The sequence below is a fragment of the Salsuginibacillus halophilus genome, assembly GCF_003014715.1.
Classification (GTDB): Bacteria; Bacillota; Bacilli; order Bacillales; family Marinococcaceae; genus Salsuginibacillus; species Salsuginibacillus halophilus.
On the sequence record NZ_PYAV01000004.1, the window covers coordinates 170,172 to 187,007 of the forward strand.

Sequence of the window (16,836 nt, forward strand, 5' to 3'; positions counted from 1 at the left end):
GAAATTAAATTAAATTAAATTGACAGGAGGCCTTAACTTGAGAATTATTGTAGCACCTGATGCTTTTAAGGAAAGCGCGAGCGCACAAGAGGCTGCCGGTGCATTAAAGACCGGCATCGAGCGTGTGGCGCCGGGGTGGGAAGTGGAAGCTGTTCCGATGTCTGATGGAGGTGAAGGAACGACCCAGTCACTCGTTGATGCCACCGGTGGTACATTTGTGGAAGAAACAGTTAGCGGCCCGCTTGGCTCACCAGTCACAGCTTTTTATGGGGTTTCAAGTGACCGCAGTCAAGCTTTTATCGAGATGGCTGCCGCTTCAGGTCTTGAATTGGTCCCGCAGGCAGAACGAAACCCTCTGCACACATCAACCGCTGGAACTGGTGATCTTATCCGGGCTGCGCTAGATGCAGGTGCGCGGCACTTCATCATCGGCATTGGAGGGAGTGCCACAAATGACGGCGGTGCCGGCATGCTTCAAGCGTTAGGTGTCCGCCTGCTTGACACGAATAGTTATGAAGTTAACGCGTCAGGTGGCACCCTTGCTTCGATTGCACATATGGACTTCTCCAGCCTGGATCCACGCCTTGACGAAGCGCGAATTGAAGTCGCTTGTGATGTTGATAATCCACTTTTAGGTCACGATGGAGCGGCTTACGTTTACGGGCCGCAGAAAGGGGCTGACCCTCCCATTCTTGAGCAGCTTGAATCAGGCATGGTTCACTATGCAGATGTGCTCGAAGCAGCAGCCGGAAAAAGTGTACGTAACCTGCCTGGAGCGGGGGCAGCAGGTGGACTCGGAGCTGCTTTTCTTGCCCTTGGCGCCGAACTAAAACCTGGAATTGAAACTGTGATGAACGTCACCGGTTTCCGCGAGCGCCTGCATAGCGCTGATTTAGTTATTACCGGCGAAGGTAAGCTTGATGAACAGACGCTTTACGGTAAAACCATTGCCGGTATAGCAGAAGCCGCCGCAGAAGCAAGGGTCTCAGTTATTGCTGTAGCAGGCAGTGTCGAAGTCTCCCAAGAAGAACTTTTAGAAGCCGGGATTGCTTCAGCTTTCAGCATCACCCCGCGGCCGATGGCACTCGATGAAGCTATGATGCAGGCAGCTTTTCTGCTTGAAGGCACAGGGGCCTCTCTAGCTGGCGTCATTCAGGCGATTCGATAGCAGACTGCTGCTCGCTCAACGCATGCATAACCGGTTGAAGAGCTTCATAAAGTCGGCGATAGGACTGGTAAGCCGACCGGTAAGCCGATCGGTCGGCTCCCCTCGAGTTGAGGCGTTTTTCCATCGGAACACGCGCCTTAATATTTACAAGCTTTTCTTTTGGGTCGGCGGCCATACGGGCAAACCACGCCGCGCCCCAAGCTGCACTTTGGTGGGAAACCGGAACTTCCACCGGCTGTTCAAAGATGTCTGCCACAAGCTGCAGCCAGAAGGGAGACTGGGCGAAGCCGCCGTTCGCATAGATTGCACTCGTTGGTACGCCGTGTTTGTTAAGCGCCTCATGCACGTGGGCCAAATTGTACACAACACCTTCCACTCCGGCACGAAGCATGTCAGCAGTGCTGTGGTTATTCGTTAACCCGACAAAGCTTCCGCGCGCTTTAACATCCCAGTAAGGGGCACGTTCGCCATGTAAAAGCGGGAGACAGAGCAGATGGTTTGCCCCTGGTGTTGAGCTTGCAGCTGCAGAGAGCAGCGCTGCGGCGTCTTGCTCGTGCTGATCACCAATTGTCCGGCTGAGCCAATCCAAAACGTTACCACCGTTGTTTGTCCCACCGCCGATTAACCATAGTTCCTCTGTCACGGCATAACAAAAGGTTGCCTGCGCCTCGTCTGTCTGCGGTGTGTTTGTTAGCTGCCGAACAGCGCCGCTCGTACCGATCGTCACTGCGGTTTCACCCGGCTGCAGGGCGCCGATGCCGATATTGGCAAGTGCGCCATCAGCACCGCCGGCGGCCACTGGTGTTTCAACCGGGAGGCCAGTGCGTTCCGCAGCTTTTGTATGCCACGGTCCGAGAGTATACGTTGGTGGTACAGGGCGGGCAAGTTGTTCAGCCTTGATGCCCGCAGTTTCAAGCGCTAACTCGTCCCACTGCAATGTTTGCATATTGAACAGGCCGGACGCCGAAGCTGTACCATAATCGACAACGAATTCACCGAACCAGCGGTAGAGTAACCAGTCTTTGATCGAACAAAACCGTTCGGCTATCAGGTAAGGTTGATAGTTTGCATTTTTCATCCAGCACAACTTCGTTAGCGGGCTCATCGGGTGGACTGGTACCCCTGTTCGCTCATATAGCGCTGAAGCTTCACCATTGGAAATGAGGCGTTCTGCTTCAGCGTGCGCCCGGCCATCGGAAAAGATAATGACAGGTGATAAAGCTTCACCGCTCTCATCTGTACATATCAAGGTATGCATTGCAGAAGACAGTCCGATACCGATAAGTTTTTCGGCGGCTATAGGTGCTGAAGTAACAGCTTCTTTTATAGCTTCAAGCGCAGCTTCTTCAATCTCATACGGGTCTTGTTCAGCATAGCCAAAGACAGGTGATTTCACTGCGTAAAATCGTTCTGCCTCTGCCTGAACCTCCCCGGCGTCATTAAATACGACGGCTTTAGCACTTGTTGTGCCTAGATCAAGGCCGGCACTCCAAATCTCTGTCCCCATGTGGCATTTCTCCTTTTACAATCGTTTCTTCGAGATTGCTTTTCTTATTTCTGTTAATGACTGCTGCATTAATTCTTTTCTCCCCATACTTACCGTTACATATAAAGCATCGATAATACTTAATTGTGCAAGTCGTGAAGCAAGAGCCTCTGAGCGGTACTCTGTTTCAGTTGAGACCGTATAAAGCGGCACATCAACCCCTTGACTTAATGGTGATTTTGCAAGTGTTGTAATCCCGATCGTTGCGGCTCCATGTTCTTTAGCAATTTCAAGGGCTTGCAGGATGTCCCGGTTTGTGCCGGAGTGGGAAATAAAAACCGCCGTATCTTCTTCAGTTAGCTGAGAAGCAGCCATCACTTGAAAGTGGGAATCACTGTAAGAAGCTGTTTGCAGCCCGGTCCGCATAAATTTATGGTGTGCATCGTGCGCAATTACCCCGGAGCCGCCATTGCCATAAAACTCAATACGCTTTGCATTAGAAATAAGTTGTACAGCCTGCTGTAAATAATCGTTTTCCATGACAGATAACGTTTCTTCAAGAGAACGTATATTGGAACGGAATACCCGTTCAGCAACTGTACGTTCATCATCACTTTCTTGAATCGTTTCATGAATATCTGTCATTTCATTTTCAACATTTTCAGAAGCAAGGGCAATTTTCATTGCTTGATAGCCTTTAAAACCGATGCGTTTACAAAAACGAAAGACGGTCGCTTCAGCAACGTTAATTTCTTCAGCGACTTCACTAATGGTGGAGTGAACGATAACTTCCGGATGGTTCAAAATATAATCAGCGATTTTGCGTTCTTTTTCTCGGAAATCTGCATAAAGGGCTCGTATTCTATGTTTACAGTGGCTCGTTTCGACAGTAGTCAAAGTTATACCCCTTTCAGAAAATGTCATTGTTAACAAAAATATAGCACGAACTTTGGCGCTGCATGAAGAAAACGATTACAAAAATGCGAAAAAATTTTTCATTTACTTAAGGGAAGCTTTAAGGGAACATTGAAACTCAATTCATATCTCCATTGTACACATGCCAATATTTCTGTAGCAAAAAAGCAATTTCGAGAGATTAGCTCTTAAAGATATTATAAAAGAAAGCGCTTAATAAAAAAATATTTTTTCAAAAAAACCTATTGAAAATGAAAAAATTTATCTTATAATGTGAATTACAGACGAAATCGTCAGAAATTATTTACACCTAAAGGAGTGGAACGATGGACATCGGATTGATCGGTTTAGGAAAAATGGGATCTAATCTAGCAAAAAATCTGCTCGACCATCATCACAACGTTGTCGCAAACGATGTCAATCCAGATGCGGTGGATGAAGTCAAAGCTGCCGGGGGGGTCCCTGCTTATTCCGTTACAGAAGTTGTGAATCAACTTGAATCACCGCGGGCCATTTGGCTGATGGTGCCGGCCGGAGACGTTACAAAACAGGTTGTAACAGAGCTTCGTGACCAGCTTGAAGCAGGAGACGTCATTATAGACGGGGGTAATTCCAACTATAAAGAGTCACTTGCACGGGCAGAAGAGTTAAAAGAAAAAGGGATTCACTTTATTGATGCCGGTACAAGCGGTGGGGTAGAAGGTGCACGAAACGGGGCCTGCATTATGATCGGCGGCGACCGGGAAGTTGTTGCTCCCCTTGAAGATATGTTTTTTGATATCACAATTGAAAACGGTTACCTGCACGCAGGAGAAGTCGGGAGCGGCCACTTTTTAAAGATGGTACACAACGGCATTGAATACGGCATGATGCAGGCGATTGCTGAAGGCTTTGAAATCTTAAATAAAAGCGATTTCAACTATGATTACGAAGAGGTTGCCCGGATGTGGAACAGCGGCTCAGTGATCCGCTCCTGGTTAATGGAACTTGTGCAAAGTGCATTTGCAAAAGATGATAATCTGGATCAAATCCGGGGTGTGATGAACTCTTCCGGTGAAGGCAAGTGGACAGTGGAAACGGCTTTAGATTTTGAAACGCCGGCTCCGGTTATTGCATTATCGCTTATGATGCGCTTCCGCTCCCAGGAGGATGATACGTTTACTGGAAAAGTTGTCGCTGCGCTGCGCAATGAGTTCGGCGGGCATGATGTTGTTGAAAAGTCGTAAAATGGAAACGGTCTGACCTTGTGCGTTCATAGAGCGCTGCTGAGGAAAGTGAGCGTGCAGACCGGGGAGGTGCACAAACGTTGTCCAACTACATTTTAGGAGTTGCAATCCTGCTGTTCGCCGGTGCGGCTTATACGCAGACGACCGATTTTGATACGGATGCAGCTTTGTTACCGAATCTCGTGTTAGGCAGTATGGCCGTCATCGGTGTGCTTATGGTAATTGATCCACTGGTACGAAAAGCGCTGAACAAACCGAAGATGGAAGAAAAAGATGGTGAAGAAAAGCAGCCTTTAACGTGGCGGATCTTCTTTTTGCAAATTTTGATTCCGGCCCTTATTCTGCTTGGTACGTACTTGCTGCTTGAGTTATTTGGTTTCTATATTTCTTCACTTATTTTGATTATTGTTGTCTTTTTCTATCACAATTATTTAATCAATAGACGCCGGCCGGATAGAAACACCGTCATTAAAGGGATGATATTTGCAGTTGTTGCTGTAGTCTTTATGTATATTCTCTTCTCGATATTGATCGGCCTGCCGACACCGGATGGATCGATTATCGATTTGGACTAGCTTATGTTTTTTTGAAATGAATGCGCTTACGCAACTCGATCTTGTGCAAGGGGGGATGGCTTTAAACATTAGCAACCGTCAGTGTATATAGGTTTAAAGCGGAAAATTACAGACACTTAAATTTTTTAAAGGGGTGGAGTTGAAATGAAAAAGTTTTTGCGTACAACAACAGCACTAGGACTAGCAGCCGTGGTGGCAGCAGGCTGCGGTGATGAGGCAGCTGACGAGCAAACAGAAGGCGAAACAGACGATGCTGGTGATGCAGAAGAAACAGATGAAGGTGTAGATGATGTAGATGATGAAGATGATGAAGCTGAGGAAGATGGAAGCAGCTATCCAGAACAAGACATTGATATCATCGTGCCTTACAGCGCAGGTGGCGGCGGTGACACAGTTGCCCGTATCTTGACCGATCATCTTGGAGATGAACTTGATGCTTCATTTAATGTGATCAACCAAGAAGGTGCTGGTGGTGAAGTAGGGATTCAAGCAATGGCAGACGCGGATCCTGACGGCTACACTTTAGGCGTGTTCGGTTACCCGGATAACGTTGTACTTGAAAATACGGTAGATACAGATTTTGAATACGACAGCTTTGAATACCTGGGTGCGTTTGACGATGTGCCGCATTCCTTGTTTGTTGGTCCGGATAGTGACTTTGAAGATCCAGACGAGCTTGTCGAATATGCAGAAGAAAATCCTGGCGAGATTACAGTCGGTGAGTCTGGCGCACTCGGTTTGTTGAAAGTGCTAGCTTTTAACGATGAAGCTGATATTGAAATGAGTCCGATCAACTACGATGGTGGTGGTGAGCTGGTGAATGATCTGCTCGGCGGACACATTGATGTCGCTTCCACATCGATCACTTCCTATGATGAAATCACAGCGGAAGGCGGGGAACCGCTTGGTTATGCCGCTGAGGAGCGCATCGACATGTTTGATGATGTACCAACGTTTGAAGAGCAGGGGTATGACTTAGATCTTGGTGTGTCCCGTGTGCTTGTAGCTCCAGATGGTATTCCTGAAGAAGTAGAAGCTGAACTCTCTGAAGCGCTAGATGCGATCGGTGAATCTGAAGAGCTTCAGCAAGCCTTTGAAGATGCGAACCTGCCGTACCGCTACCTTGATAATGATGAAGTCGACGATGTACTCGAAGATCGCAATGAAAACTTGCAGCCAATCATCGAAGAAAACGCAGATGACTTCTAAAGATAATCACACCGAATCGTTGAAAGAAAGCACTAGCTTTCTTTCAACACTGCTTTTAGGGGGCTGAGTCCATGGATGCGCTTGAAATCTTTTTAGGAATTTTATCACTCGATGTCTTTTTCATCGTTTTCGCGGGGGTGCTCGTCGGTATATTTGTCGGTGCCATTCCCGGTTTAAATGGTGCGATCGGAATTTCGCTTTTACTACCGCTTACGTTTGCGCTTGAGCCGCAAAATGGGATCCTGCTTCTTGGCGGAATTTATATGGGCGGTATGTATGGCGGATCAATCACAGCAATTTTATTAAATGTACCCGGAGACGTTGTTGCTGCACCTGCTGCAATGGAAGGCTATCCATTGACGAAACAGGGTCGCTCAAAGGAAGCGCTATATTACTCGATTTTCTCAAGTATGTTCGGCGGCTTTATCGGCGTGGTCATTCTCATCTTATTTACGCCGCCACTGGCTGCTTTAGCGCTTGAATTTGGTCCGGCAGAGATGTTTTTCATCTCCTTAAGCGGTCTCGTCGTCATCGGGGCTTTAACCGGAAGCAACATTTACAAATCGCTCTTTGCCGCTTTGTTCGGCCTATTTATCGGCATGATTGGCGTGAGCAGTGTTACGGCAACAGAACGTTTTACCTTAAATATGCCGCAGCTCCGCGAGGGCATTGAAGTGGTTCCGGTCGTACTTGGTCTTTTCTGTCTTGCAGAGATGTTTCTTAACATCGGTAAAAAAGCCAATGAAACGGTACAGTACGAAGATCAAAGCATTAAACGAATTACTGTGCTTCGCAATATTTTCAAACGGAAGTTTCTCGTGTTGAAATCCGGTGTGATCGGCACATGTATCGGCCTTCTTCCGGGTGTCGGAACAACGCTTGCCGTTTTCATGTCCTACGGTGAAGCGAAGCGGACATCGAAAAAACCGGAAATGTTTGAAAAAGGAAACCCGGAAGGTATTATGGCCAGTGAGGCAGCCAATAACGCTACAGTCGGTAGTTCAATGGTGCCGTTACTTGCTCTTGGTGTTCCGGGGAGTCCAACCACCGCGATTATTGCAGGCGCATTAATCATCCATGGGATTATTCTCGGCCCTGACTTGTTTAATACCCGACCTGATGTCGCCTACACATTCTTGTTCGGGATGCTGCTAACTGTCGCTGCGATGGCGATCATTGGTGCTATTGGCATTAAGTACTTCTCCTACATTTTGAAAGTTAACATTATGTATATTGTGCCAGTCGTACTTGTTTTCGCACTATTTGGTGCTTACAGCCTGCGCAACAGCATGTTCGATGTCCTCGTTGCTATTTTAATTGGTGTTCTCGGTGTTGTCTTCAAAAAGATCGATGTTCCACTTGCACCAATTATTATCGGCTTAGTCCTTGGTCCGTTGATCGAGACGAACCTCGTACGCTCGATGGACATCGCGGAAGCACGCCAGCAGCCGATTCTGCAGTTTATGCTATCAAGCCCATTATCGATCGGACTGTTGATCATGCTTGTTTTAATGATCATCGTCGTCGTCCGTCTACGCCAGCGTACCGGCTGACCCCCGGCCGGTGCCGGCAAATACGGATAATGAAAATTGTTTCCCCCTTAATATTGCATATAGATACTGCTGCCCTGCGATTTGCAGGGCATTTTTTTACAAGTGGCGCGCTGCCCCGCGCATAAAAGGCGCTGCCCCGCGCATGAAAGGAGTTGCCCCGCGCATGAAAGGAGTTGCCCCGCGCATGAAAGGCGCTGCCCCGCGCACAAAAGGCGCTGCCCCGCGCATAAAAGGTGCTGCCCCGCGCATAAAAGAGGTAGCCCCGCGCATAAAAGGCGCTGCCCCGCGCATGAAAGGAGTTGCCCCGCGCATGAAAGGAGTTGCCCCGCGCACAAAAGAGGTTACCTCGCGCATGAAAGGATTCGTAATTCAGTTTCAGCACCTAAACTGTTAAAATAGGTAACGATGAAACGAACGGAAAGCAGGTGGACGTATGGCTTCTTATATTGTTGCAGGCGCTGGAATCCTCGGCGCCTCAGCTGCATATCATTTAGCAAAAGCAGGAGAGACGGTGACGCTCATCGACCGGGAAGAGCCGGCGCAGGCAACCCACGCCGCTGCAGGCATCATTTGTCCGTGGCTCACCAATCGGAGAAGTGTTCCGTGGTACAAGCTCGCTTTAAATGGTGCTGCGCAGTACGGGGGGCTTGTACATGAGCTCGAAGCAAGCGGAGCAGCTGAAACCGGCTTTGCCCGGGTAGGGACGCTCCGGCTGCATACAGATGAAGACGAGTTAAAGCGAATGGAAGAACTCGCTTACGAACGCCGCGAAGCAGCACCGACAATGGGAGAGATCCACCGCATGCCACCAGGACAGGCAGCAGAAGAATTCCCTGTGCTTGATGAAGCTTACGGCGCAGTTCGGATTACCGGCGGCGGCCGGGTCAACGGTCGCGCCATGCGTGATGCTTTAATTACTGGAGCCAAAGCGCACGGCGCCCGCGTGCTCTACGGTGACGCACAGCCGGTCACCCGCGGGACAACGGTAACCGGGGTGGATGTTGACGGAGAAAACGTTGAGGCAGATGCCGTCATTCTCTGCACCGGTGCCTGGATGCACGAAGCCATGGAGTCCCTCGGCTACCACTTTTTAATCCGCCCCCAGCGCGCCCAAATTTTACACATGGACACTGGCTGGGAAGACAGCGGTCATTGGCCGGTGATCATGCCGCCGAGCAACCACTACATGCTCGCTTTCGACGGCGGCCGCATCGTAACCGGCGCCACCCATGAAAACAAAGTCGGCTTCGACGCCCGCACAACCGCCGGCGGTGTCCACAACCTGCTCACAAAAGCGTTAAACACGGCTCCAGGTCTAGAAGACAGCACCCTGGCGGAAACGAGGGTCGGCTTTCGCCCGATGACGCCCGACTCGCTGCCGCTCTTCGGGCCGGCACCGTACCATGAAGGCCTGTTTCTCGCGAATGGTCTCGGCGCCTCCGGCTTAACGACCGGCCCTTACATCGGCAAAGAAATCGCAAATATGGCGATGGATCGTCCGATTGACGTTGACCCGGCCGACTACGAGATTAGCAAAGGCTTGCGCAACCGGTAAACTTCAGAGGCAGCGGCCTAAAGGAAATGGAGCGCGACTTAGTGGAAATGGACCGCGACTTAGCGAAAGTGGACCGCAACTTAGTGGAAATGGAGCGCGACTTAACGAAAGTGGAGCGCGAATCAGCGAAAATGGACCGCAACTTAGCAAAAGGGGAACGCGAGCCAGCGAAATGGAACGGGATTTAGCAAAAGTGAAAGCATACAAGAGACACCGGAACGAGCTTCATCGGGAGCGCTCAAAGAGCATATGATGACTTGAGCGCTGCCTTTATACATCAAAAGGAGCTTCACTTATGGACATATTTATTCAAGTCGTGCTGCCGGTACTTCTCGTATTTGCGGCAGGTTTTCTTGTGGAAAAGTGGAAAAAACTTGATCTTGCACCGCTTTCCGCTGTTGCCTTATACGTACTCACCCCGGCACTCGTTTTCGAAACATTTTATGAAGCAGAATTGAATATACAGTATACCTATATGTTGATATTTTCGGTCCTGCTCCTTGCGGCATTAATTATCGTGAATAAAGTCTTCGTTAAGCTGACCCGCGCTTCTAGCGATGATGAGAGCGGCTACATACTAGCTACAGCGTTTATGAATTCCGGAAATTACGGCGCGCCCATCATTTTATTTGCTTACGGAGATACCGGTTTTGCTTATGCTGTAACATTTATGGTGCTGCAATCGGTTATTATGAATCTATTTGGCATTTATTATGCAGCCAAAGGGCATTACGGTGTACGCTTTGCTGTGCGTACGGTGTTAAAAATGCCGGTCACTCATGCCCTTTTGCTCGGCGTACTGCTGCAGATGACCGGCTGGCAGATGCCGGATAATTTGATGATGTCGGTTGGCATATTAGCTGAAGCTGCGATCCCTGTTGTCATGGTGATTTTAGGAATTCAGCTTGCGAAAATGGAGTGGGGGCACTTTGCGTGGGGACGCGTGAGCTATGGTGTCGTTGTACGGTTATTTGTTTCACCTGCGATTGCTTGGCTCATAACGCTTGCCATGCCGATGGACCCGCTTCTTGCTCAAGTGTTAATTGTATCAGCAGCCATGCCGTCAGCAGCAACGATTGTCATGTTTGCGGTACAATTCGACAGCCAGCCGCGCTACGTTTCAAGTGTAACGTTAGTATCAACGATCGTAAGTATCTTTACTATTACAATACTCCTCGCGATTTTTAATTAAAAAGTCGGCACCGCATTCAAACTCAGGATGCGGGCCGCTATTGATTTACACATTTATGCGATTGAATTTTCAGTCAATACACCACAATATGGGGCTAAAAGGAGGTGTTATCATGATCGAACAAGCTGGACTTAACCCAATGGCACAGGCGAATGTTCATGCTGGTGCCAATCAGAGGAACGGACAGGAGCTTGAGAAAAATCAAGCAGAGGCTGCGGAAAAAGGTGAAGTCGAAGGTGTAGAAGCTTCAGAAGGTATTGAAGCTCAAGCAGCCTCGCAGGCAGGAGGGCTGCCATCGGTAGAGGCACCGATTGGTAACTACGACCCAATGGCCCACACAGCTGTAAGTTATGGTCAGCCGGCGATGCCGCAAGGTGCTGATCCAATGGCTGCATTTACACAAGGTCAAGTTGCGCCAACAGACTTTAGAGTTTAAGTGAATCGAAAAAGCCGGCAGCATAGCTGCCGGCTTTATTCATGACCCGGCTACAGCCGGTATCAGCTTTCGTTAATTCAAACTCCGTGCGGCGCGGGCGATAAAGAGTGCCAACACGAAAGCGGTGATAATAAAGAGAAGTCCCCATAAGTTGGCGCCGGCGTTTAATGCGTAATAAGCGGCAATAATTGAGGCGAGCAGTCCGACAATATACCAGATGACGCTTGTAGATTCCATCGCGAATCCCTCCTTACGCATCCGGCTGCCGGAGCGCATCGCGCCAGGCGGCCTCAGCGTCTGTTGTCGGTGCGTGACAGGCGAAGTGCCGGCAAACATAGTATGCTGTTTGCTCATCGATCAGCCCATGCCCGCTCGTAAACGGTGCCGGCTTTTCAATTTTTGGATCAGCATCATTTCGTCCGACAAGTGCAATGTGCGGGGCAAGTGTTTGCTGAAAGCGCTCTAGAACAGGGTCTTGTCCTTTAGACCCAAGCGTCAGCGATTCAGCATCAGGTGAAGCCACCACAATTTCAGCGCCGCCCATTTCCCAAAGCAGTTTCGCCTGGATTAAGTGGGTATGCCCGTGCGGATAAGCATTCACGGTTTTCGCCGCCGCTTCGACTGCGGACTCAGCGAACCGGGCGTAGCGCATTTCTCCGGTTTTGCGCGCAAGACGTGTCAGCTCAACGGCTGCGACACTGTTTCCTGCCGGCATGGCGCCATCAAAGGTTTCTTTCGGCCGGACAATGAGCGCCTCTTGATCACTTCCGTAAAAGTAAAAACCGCCGCGAACCCCGTCCCAAAAGAGCTGGACAAGCTCATCCGCTGTACGCCGGGCTTTCGTCAGCCACGCGGCGTCCATTGTTGCTTCGTACAGTGACTGATACGCCCAGACTAAATTCGCGTAGTCATCAAGAAATGCCGGGTGCGCAGTGTCTCCTTCGCGGTACCGCGCCATCCAGCGCCCATCCACGTACAAGTTTGTTTCAAGAAAGGTTAAAATGCCGGCTGCCGTTTCAGCATAGGCAGGCTCTTGAAATGCCTGCGCGCCTTTGGCGAACGCTGCTGCTGTTAAGGCGTTCCAAGACGTTAGGATTTTCTCATCACGGTGCGGTCGGGTGCGTTTCTCACGCCACGTAAACAGCTTGTCGCGAAGCTCGGCGATGCGGGTGGTAAAAGCTGCAGGGTTTTCACCAAGGTCTTCAGCATATTCATGAAGCGAGTGATCGAGCAGGTTCGGTACTGAAGCGCCGTGGAAATTCCCTTCTTCGTTAATTCCGAAAACGTCGTTAAACAAGGGGCCGTCTTCTTCGCCAAGCGCTTCAATCACTTGTGAAGGTGTGAAAACGTAAAATGTACCTTCAGCACCTTCAGAGTCTGCATCTTCCGCCGCATAAAACGCACCATCAGGATGCTGCATGTCGCGTTTTAAGTAGGCGAAAATGTCTTCAGCGACCGTGCGGAAATCGGAGCGGCCGGTAACTTGAGCTCCTTCAATATACGCCATGGCAAGCAGTGCATTGTCATACAGCATTTTTTCAAAGTGAGGCACCTGCCAGAAGTTATCCACGGAATAGCGGGCAAAACCGCCGCCGAGCTGGTCATAAATCCCACCGCGTGCCATCATTTCAAGTGTTGTCTCCGCCATTGTTTTTGCTGCATTTTCTTTTGTGTGCACGTAGTAGCGCAGCAGGAAAAATAAGTTGTGCGGCTGCGGGAACTTTGGCGGGTCTTGAAAGCCGCCGTACATAGGATCGAAACCGCGGGCCAGCTGGCGGTACGTATCCTGGGTGAGCGTGTCGTTTAGCTCGGCACGACGGTCTTTTGCTTCATTATCCTGCAGTGCCTGCGCTGCGCGACCAGCCGTTTTTTCGATCCGATCCGGCTCATTTTCGTAAATCTCAGCGAGCTGCTTAACAACATCAGCAAAGCTCGGCAGGCCATGAGCAGCGACCGGCGGAAAGTAAGTGCCAGCATAAAACGGTCTATGGCCCGGCGTCATAAAAATGCTGAGCGGCCAGCCGCCGTGCCCGGTCATCGCCTGGCACGCGTTCATATAAATCGCATCAATATCCGGGCGCTCCTCCCGGTCGACTTTGATGGCAACGAAGTGTTCGTTTAACAGCGCTGCCACCGTTTCATCAGAAAAAGATTCCCGTGCAAGGTTGTGGCACCAGTGGCACGTGGAGTAACCGATCGATAAAAAGATTGGCTTATTTTCCTGTTTTGCTTTTTCAAGTGCTTCCTCTCCCCACGGATACCAGTCCACAGGGTTATACGCATGCTGCTGCAAATACGGTGACGCTTCGTGAATTAAACGATTCGGCTCTTTTGGCATAATGACCTCCTTCAGCGCAACATCATCTTTTCCCTACCATATCATACCCAGCGTCGAAAAAGCACGAGCGCCGGTGGAAGAAGCTGTATAGCGCGGGGCGGAGCGATTTGTGCGCGACTGGAGCGTTTTGTGCGCGGCAGGAGCGTTTTGTGCGCGGCAGGAGCGTTTTGTGCGCGGCAGGAGCGTTTTGTGCGCGGCAGGGAGCGTTTTGTGCGCGGCAGGGAGCGGTTTATGCGCGGCAGGATGCGATTAGTGCGCGGCAGGATGCGATTAGTGCGCGGCAGGATGAGATTTGTGCGCGGCAGGATGCGATTAGTGCGCGGCAGGATGAGATTTGTGCGCGGCAGGAGCGAATTGTGCGCGACTGGAGCGTTTTGTGCGCGGCAGGAGCGAATTGTGCGCGACTGGAGCGTTTTGTGCGCGGCAGGATGAGATTTGTGCGCGGCAGGATGAGATTTGTGCGCGGCAGGTGCGATTCGTGCGCGGCAGGGAGCGATTTGTGCGCGGGCAGGTGCGATTTGTGCGCGACTGGAGCGTTTTGTGCGCGGCAGGAGCGTTTTGTGCGCGGCAGGAGAGATTTGTGCGCGGCAGGAGAGATTTGTGCGCGGCGAGGTGCGATTTGTGCGCGGCAGGAGCGTTTTGTGCGCGGCAGGATGCGATTTATGCGCGGCAGGAGCGTTTTGTGCGCGGCGAGGTGCGTTTTGTGCGCGGCAGGATGCGTTTTGTGCGCGGCGAGGTGCGTTTTGTGCGCGGCAGGGAGCGATTTATGCGCGGCAGGGAGCGTTTTATGCGAGGCGAGGGCAAACAAAATGTAAACAAGCCGGACCCTACGCCGGGCCCGGCTTGTTTTATCTTGCATAAGGGATGTTTAATAAATCAGGGACGGTGACGAATTCATATCCTTGCGCCTGCAGCTCCGGGATGATTTCGCGCAGCGCTTCGATCGTTTCAGTGCGGTCCTCCTGCGCTACGGCACCGTCGTGCATGAGAACGATCGCACCCGGTGCGATGTCATCTACGACATTGGTGCGGATCTCATCCGGTGTTAAGTCCTGCCAGTCGAGTGAGTCCACCGACCAGGCAATAATCGAGTAGTCGCGCTCTACAAGTTCAGAAGCTAGCTCTTCATCTAAAAATCCGTACGGTGGGCGGAATAAAATCGGCTCAAAGCCGAGCACTTCTTCAATGATTTCATCTGTCCGATCCACCTCATTTAATAAAGTCGCAACGTCGCCTTCTTCCACAAGATCCGGGTGCCAGAATGTATGATTGCCGACGATATGTCCTTCATCCTGCATCCGCTGCAGCAAGCCGGGCTCGGCCTCTGCACGCGCGCCCATCACAAAGAAGGTCGCCGGTACATCAAATTCTTCAAGCACATCGAGCACACCTGGCGTGAAGCGCGGGTCCGGCCCGTCATCAAAAGTGAGGGCGATTTGGTTTTGATCCGTCGGGCCGCTTAAAAACACATTATCCGGGAACAGTTCCTGCAGTTCATCAAGTGCGAGCGGGTTGCTTTCACGGTGATCTTTTTCCGGGCCGCCACGCAGTTCCGGCGGATCATCTGCCGCAGCAGCCGGCGCTGTGATCAGCATTGCCGCAAGCAGACCTAACCCCATTTGTTTCAGCATAGCAATGCACTCCTTTTCGCGTAATCATTTCCTGCTTACGCTGTCCAGAGGCTGCTAAAATTATACGCCGGTGCTGCCGAAACCGCCACTGCCCCGCTTTGTTTCACTTAATTCATCAGCTTCCACAAAATCGACATGCGGCACCTCTTGAATCACACCCTGCCCGATCCGGTCACCAGTCTCAATATGGTATGACTCTTTTGAATCCGTATTTTCAAGCAGCAGCTTCACCTCGCCGCGGTAGTCACTATCGATCACGCCGACGCTGTTTGGCTGGCGCAGCTTTGTCTTTTTACTTAAGCCGGAGCGAGGCATTAAATACATCACATAACCTTCCGGGATTTCAAATGCAAGGCCAAGCGGAACCGCAGTCACTTCGCCGGGAGCGAGGGTGACATCTTCAGCTGCGCACACGTCAAAACCTGCCGCACCTGCTGTCGCATAAGCCGGGAGCGCTATCTGGTCACTTAGCCGTTTTACGTTCACATTCATCACGATCATCCTCCTTTTTGTTTCCACCGAAATTGTAGCATAACCTACCAGCAAAATTTAGCATGGCTTAAGTGGGAAAAAGGTATTGCATTTTTGTGCAGGCATGATAGAATTCATACACGGATTGAATAAATATAAACTACATTGTATCTTTCATTCATAGATACGTTATTTATAGGAGGAAGCAGTCATGAAAAAATCAGCTTTGTTTGGCATGGGGATCTTGGCAGCCGGGATGGTGACAGCGTGCGGTAACGGCGGTGATGGTGAGGACGAGCAGGAAACGTTAACGATGGGGACATCAGCGGATTATCCACCGTTTGAATACATTGAGACGGGTGAAAGTGATGAAATTGTCGGTTTCGATGTGGACTTGGCAGAAGCGATTACAGATGAGCTTGGCTATGATTTGGAGATTCAGGATATGGAGTTCGGCGGTTTGATTCCGGCGTTAAACTCCAACCGGGTTGATTTTGTCATGGCCGGCATGCGTCCAACTGAAGAGCGCCGTGAAAACGTAGATTTCTCCGATATTTATTTTGAGTCGAATCATACCATTGTAACGAAAGAAGAGTTTGGTATTGAAGAAGCTGAAGATCTCGAAGGCGGTACGCTCGGCGTGCAGCTTGGTTCGATTCAAGAAGGTCAGGCAGAAGAGCTGGGTGAAGAAGTCCCTGACTTAGAGGTTGAAACGCGCGACCGGATTCCGGAGCTCGTTCAAGAAATTATTAACGACCGGTTTGATGCAGCGATCATTGCTGATACAGTTGCTTACGAATACATTGAGCGCGAAGACGGTCTGAAAGGTTTTGACCTGCCGAACCAGGCTGAAGAAGACGGCAACGCGATTGCTTTTCCTCAGGATAGCGAACTGACTGAAGAGTTTAATGAAGTACTTGATGATATGAAAGAAAGCGGCGAGCTTGATGACTTAATCATTAAGTGGTTCGATGAAATGGAGATTGATGAAGACGATGTTTCTGATGAAGGCGGCGAAGGCTACGACGGTGAAGATGAAGACGACGCTGATGACGAAGAGGCAGACGAATAATTTCACGAA

At 50.3% G+C, this 16,836-nt stretch carries 19 protein-coding genes; 12 read left to right on the plus strand and 7 right to left on the minus strand.

Going from position 1 to position 16,836, the window contains the following annotated elements; genetic code table 11:
• Positions 1–37: 37 nt before the first annotated feature.
• Positions 38–1,168: a glycerate kinase gene (locus tag B0H94_RS04700; RefSeq protein WP_106588099.1), complete on the plus strand. Its 1,131-nt coding sequence runs from the start codon at positions 38–40 to the stop codon at positions 1,166–1,168.
• Here B0H94_RS04700 and B0H94_RS04705 read toward each other — a convergent pair.
• Positions 1,149–2,675: a gluconokinase gene (locus B0H94_RS04705; protein WP_106588100.1), complete on the minus strand. Its 1,527-nt coding sequence runs from the start codon at positions 2,673–2,675 to the stop codon at positions 1,149–1,151. The genes B0H94_RS04700 and B0H94_RS04705 overlap by 20 nt on opposite strands.
• 15 nt (positions 2,676–2,690) lie before the next feature.
• Positions 2,691–3,578, minus strand: a complete 888-nt coding sequence (locus B0H94_RS04710; protein ID WP_106588101.1) for a MurR/RpiR family transcriptional regulator — start codon at positions 3,576–3,578, stop codon at positions 2,691–2,693.
• 317 nt (positions 3,579–3,895) lie between these two features.
• On the opposite strand from B0H94_RS04710, the gene gnd reads away from it, so the two are divergent.
• From gnd to B0H94_RS04730, 4 genes are all read left to right on the plus strand, one after another.
• A complete protein-coding gene (gnd, locus tag B0H94_RS04715; protein ID WP_106588102.1) occupies positions 3,896–4,795 on the plus strand; it encodes a phosphogluconate dehydrogenase (NAD(+)-dependent, decarboxylating) in 900 nt (299 codons plus the stop codon).
• Between the two features lie 80 nt (positions 4,796–4,875).
• Positions 4,876–5,370: a tripartite tricarboxylate transporter TctB family protein gene (locus B0H94_RS04720; protein ID WP_106588103.1), complete on the plus strand. Its 495-nt coding sequence runs from the start codon at positions 4,876–4,878 to the stop codon at positions 5,368–5,370.
• A gap of 144 nt (positions 5,371–5,514) precedes the next feature.
• Positions 5,515–6,579 (plus strand): tripartite tricarboxylate transporter substrate binding protein, encoded by a 1,065-nt coding sequence (locus B0H94_RS04725; protein ID WP_106588104.1) that lies wholly within the window; start codon positions 5,515–5,517, stop codon positions 6,577–6,579.
• 71 nt (positions 6,580–6,650) lie between these two features.
• Positions 6,651–8,132 carry a tripartite tricarboxylate transporter permease gene (locus tag B0H94_RS04730; RefSeq protein ID WP_106588105.1) on the plus strand — a complete coding sequence of 494 codons (1,482 nt, stop codon included), beginning with the start codon at positions 6,651–6,653 and terminating at the stop codon, positions 8,130–8,132.
• A gap of 96 nt (positions 8,133–8,228) precedes the next feature.
• On the opposite strand, the gene B0H94_RS14970 is transcribed toward B0H94_RS04730, so the two are convergent.
• Positions 8,229–8,486 carry a hypothetical protein gene (locus B0H94_RS14970; RefSeq protein WP_146139915.1) on the minus strand — a complete coding sequence of 86 codons (258 nt, stop codon included), beginning with the start codon at positions 8,484–8,486 and terminating at the stop codon, positions 8,229–8,231.
• A gap of 79 nt (positions 8,487–8,565) precedes the next feature.
• Here B0H94_RS14970 and B0H94_RS04740 point away from each other — a divergent pair, with 79 nt between their 5' ends.
• From B0H94_RS04740 to B0H94_RS04750, 4 genes are all read left to right on the plus strand, one after another.
• A complete protein-coding gene (locus B0H94_RS04740; RefSeq protein ID WP_106588107.1) occupies positions 8,566–9,687 on the plus strand; it encodes an NAD(P)/FAD-dependent oxidoreductase in 1,122 nt (373 codons plus the stop codon).
• A gap of 26 nt (positions 9,688–9,713) precedes the next feature.
• Positions 9,714–9,875, plus strand: coding sequence for a hypothetical protein (locus B0H94_RS15100; protein ID WP_181315261.1), 162 nt, complete (start codon positions 9,714–9,716; stop codon positions 9,873–9,875).
• Between the two features lie 107 nt (positions 9,876–9,982).
• Positions 9,983–10,879: an AEC family transporter gene (locus tag B0H94_RS04745; RefSeq protein ID WP_106588108.1), complete on the plus strand. Its 897-nt coding sequence runs from the start codon at positions 9,983–9,985 to the stop codon at positions 10,877–10,879.
• Between the two features lie 112 nt (positions 10,880–10,991).
• Positions 10,992–11,315 carry a hypothetical protein gene (locus B0H94_RS04750; protein WP_106588109.1) on the plus strand — a complete coding sequence of 108 codons (324 nt, stop codon included), beginning with the start codon at positions 10,992–10,994 and terminating at the stop codon, positions 11,313–11,315.
• Positions 11,316–11,387: 72 nt separating this feature from the next.
• Here B0H94_RS04750 and B0H94_RS15105 read toward each other — a convergent pair whose 3' ends face one another.
• Together B0H94_RS15105 and B0H94_RS04755 are read right to left on the minus strand one after the other, a co-directional pair.
• Positions 11,388–11,552 carry a hypothetical protein gene (locus B0H94_RS15105; RefSeq protein WP_181315262.1) on the minus strand — a complete coding sequence of 55 codons (165 nt, stop codon included), beginning with the start codon at positions 11,550–11,552 and terminating at the stop codon, positions 11,388–11,390.
• A 13-nt stretch (positions 11,553–11,565) separates the two neighbouring features.
• Positions 11,566–13,653, minus strand: coding sequence for a thioredoxin domain-containing protein (locus B0H94_RS04755; protein ID WP_106588110.1), 2,088 nt, complete (start codon positions 13,651–13,653; stop codon positions 11,566–11,568).
• 129 nt (positions 13,654–13,782) lie between these two features.
• Between B0H94_RS04755 and B0H94_RS14975 the strand changes: the two genes are divergently transcribed.
• Together B0H94_RS14975 and B0H94_RS14980 are read left to right on the plus strand one after the other, a co-directional pair.
• Positions 13,783–14,085, plus strand: a complete 303-nt coding sequence (locus B0H94_RS14975; RefSeq protein WP_181315263.1) for a hypothetical protein — start codon at positions 13,783–13,785, stop codon at positions 14,083–14,085.
• The gene (locus tag B0H94_RS14980; protein WP_181315264.1) at positions 14,030–14,542 is read left to right on the plus strand and encodes a hypothetical protein; all 513 of its coding nucleotides are present in this window, start codon (positions 14,030–14,032) and stop codon (positions 14,540–14,542) included. Before B0H94_RS14975 ends, B0H94_RS14980 begins: the two co-directional genes overlap by 56 nt.
• Here the strand turns inward: B0H94_RS14980 and B0H94_RS04765 are convergent.
• Complete coding sequence (locus B0H94_RS04765) at positions 14,502–15,284, minus strand: polysaccharide deacetylase family protein (RefSeq protein ID WP_245893904.1); 783 nt, start codon at positions 15,282–15,284, stop codon at positions 14,502–14,504. The genes B0H94_RS14980 and B0H94_RS04765 overlap by 41 nt on opposite strands.
• Before the next feature lie 60 nt (positions 15,285–15,344).
• On the minus strand, positions 15,345–15,782 hold the full coding sequence (gene dut / locus B0H94_RS04770; RefSeq protein WP_427909927.1) for a dUTP diphosphatase: 438 nt from the start codon (positions 15,780–15,782) through the stop codon (positions 15,345–15,347).
• A 184-nt stretch (positions 15,783–15,966) separates the two neighbouring features.
• On the opposite strand from dut, the gene B0H94_RS04775 reads away from it, so the two are divergent.
• Positions 15,967–16,827, plus strand: coding sequence for a transporter substrate-binding domain-containing protein (locus tag B0H94_RS04775; protein WP_106588113.1), 861 nt, complete (start codon positions 15,967–15,969; stop codon positions 16,825–16,827).
• The last annotated feature ends 9 nt before the right edge of the window (positions 16,828–16,836 follow it).

Excerpts from the sequence above, each read along its gene's own strand:
- B0H94_RS04705 (WP_106588100.1), bottom strand. The coding sequence starts at position 2,675 with ATGGGGACAGAGATTTGGAGTGCCGGCCTTGATCTAGGCACAACAAGT.
- B0H94_RS04710 (WP_106588101.1), bottom strand. The coding sequence starts at position 3,578 with ATGACATTTTCTGAAAGGGGTATAACTTTGACTACTGTCGAAACGAGC.
- gnd (WP_106588102.1), top strand. The coding sequence starts at position 3,896 with ATGGACATCGGATTGATCGGTTTAGGAAAAATGGGATCTAATCTAGCA.
- B0H94_RS04725 (WP_106588104.1), top strand. The coding sequence starts at position 5,515 with ATGAAAAAGTTTTTGCGTACAACAACAGCACTAGGACTAGCAGCCGTG.
- B0H94_RS04730 (WP_106588105.1), top strand. The coding sequence starts at position 6,651 with ATGGATGCGCTTGAAATCTTTTTAGGAATTTTATCACTCGATGTCTTT.
- B0H94_RS14970 (WP_146139915.1), bottom strand. The coding sequence starts at position 8,486 with ATGCGCGAGGTAACCTCTTTTGTGCGCGGGGCAACTCCTTTCATGCGC.
- B0H94_RS04740 (WP_106588107.1), top strand. The coding sequence starts at position 8,566 with ATGGCTTCTTATATTGTTGCAGGCGCTGGAATCCTCGGCGCCTCAGCT.
- B0H94_RS15100 (WP_181315261.1), top strand. The coding sequence starts at position 9,714 with ATGGAGCGCGACTTAGTGGAAATGGACCGCGACTTAGCGAAAGTGGAC.
- B0H94_RS04745 (WP_106588108.1), top strand. The coding sequence starts at position 9,983 with ATGGACATATTTATTCAAGTCGTGCTGCCGGTACTTCTCGTATTTGCG.
- B0H94_RS04750 (WP_106588109.1), top strand. The coding sequence starts at position 10,992 with ATGATCGAACAAGCTGGACTTAACCCAATGGCACAGGCGAATGTTCAT.
- B0H94_RS15105 (WP_181315262.1), bottom strand. The coding sequence starts at position 11,552 with ATGGAATCTACAAGCGTCATCTGGTATATTGTCGGACTGCTCGCCTCA.
- B0H94_RS04755 (WP_106588110.1), bottom strand. The coding sequence starts at position 13,653 with ATGCCAAAAGAGCCGAATCGTTTAATTCACGAAGCGTCACCGTATTTG.
- B0H94_RS04765 (WP_245893904.1), bottom strand. The coding sequence starts at position 15,284 with ATGCTGAAACAAATGGGGTTAGGTCTGCTTGCGGCAATGCTGATCACA.
- B0H94_RS04775 (WP_106588113.1), top strand. The coding sequence starts at position 15,967 with ATGAAAAAATCAGCTTTGTTTGGCATGGGGATCTTGGCAGCCGGGATG.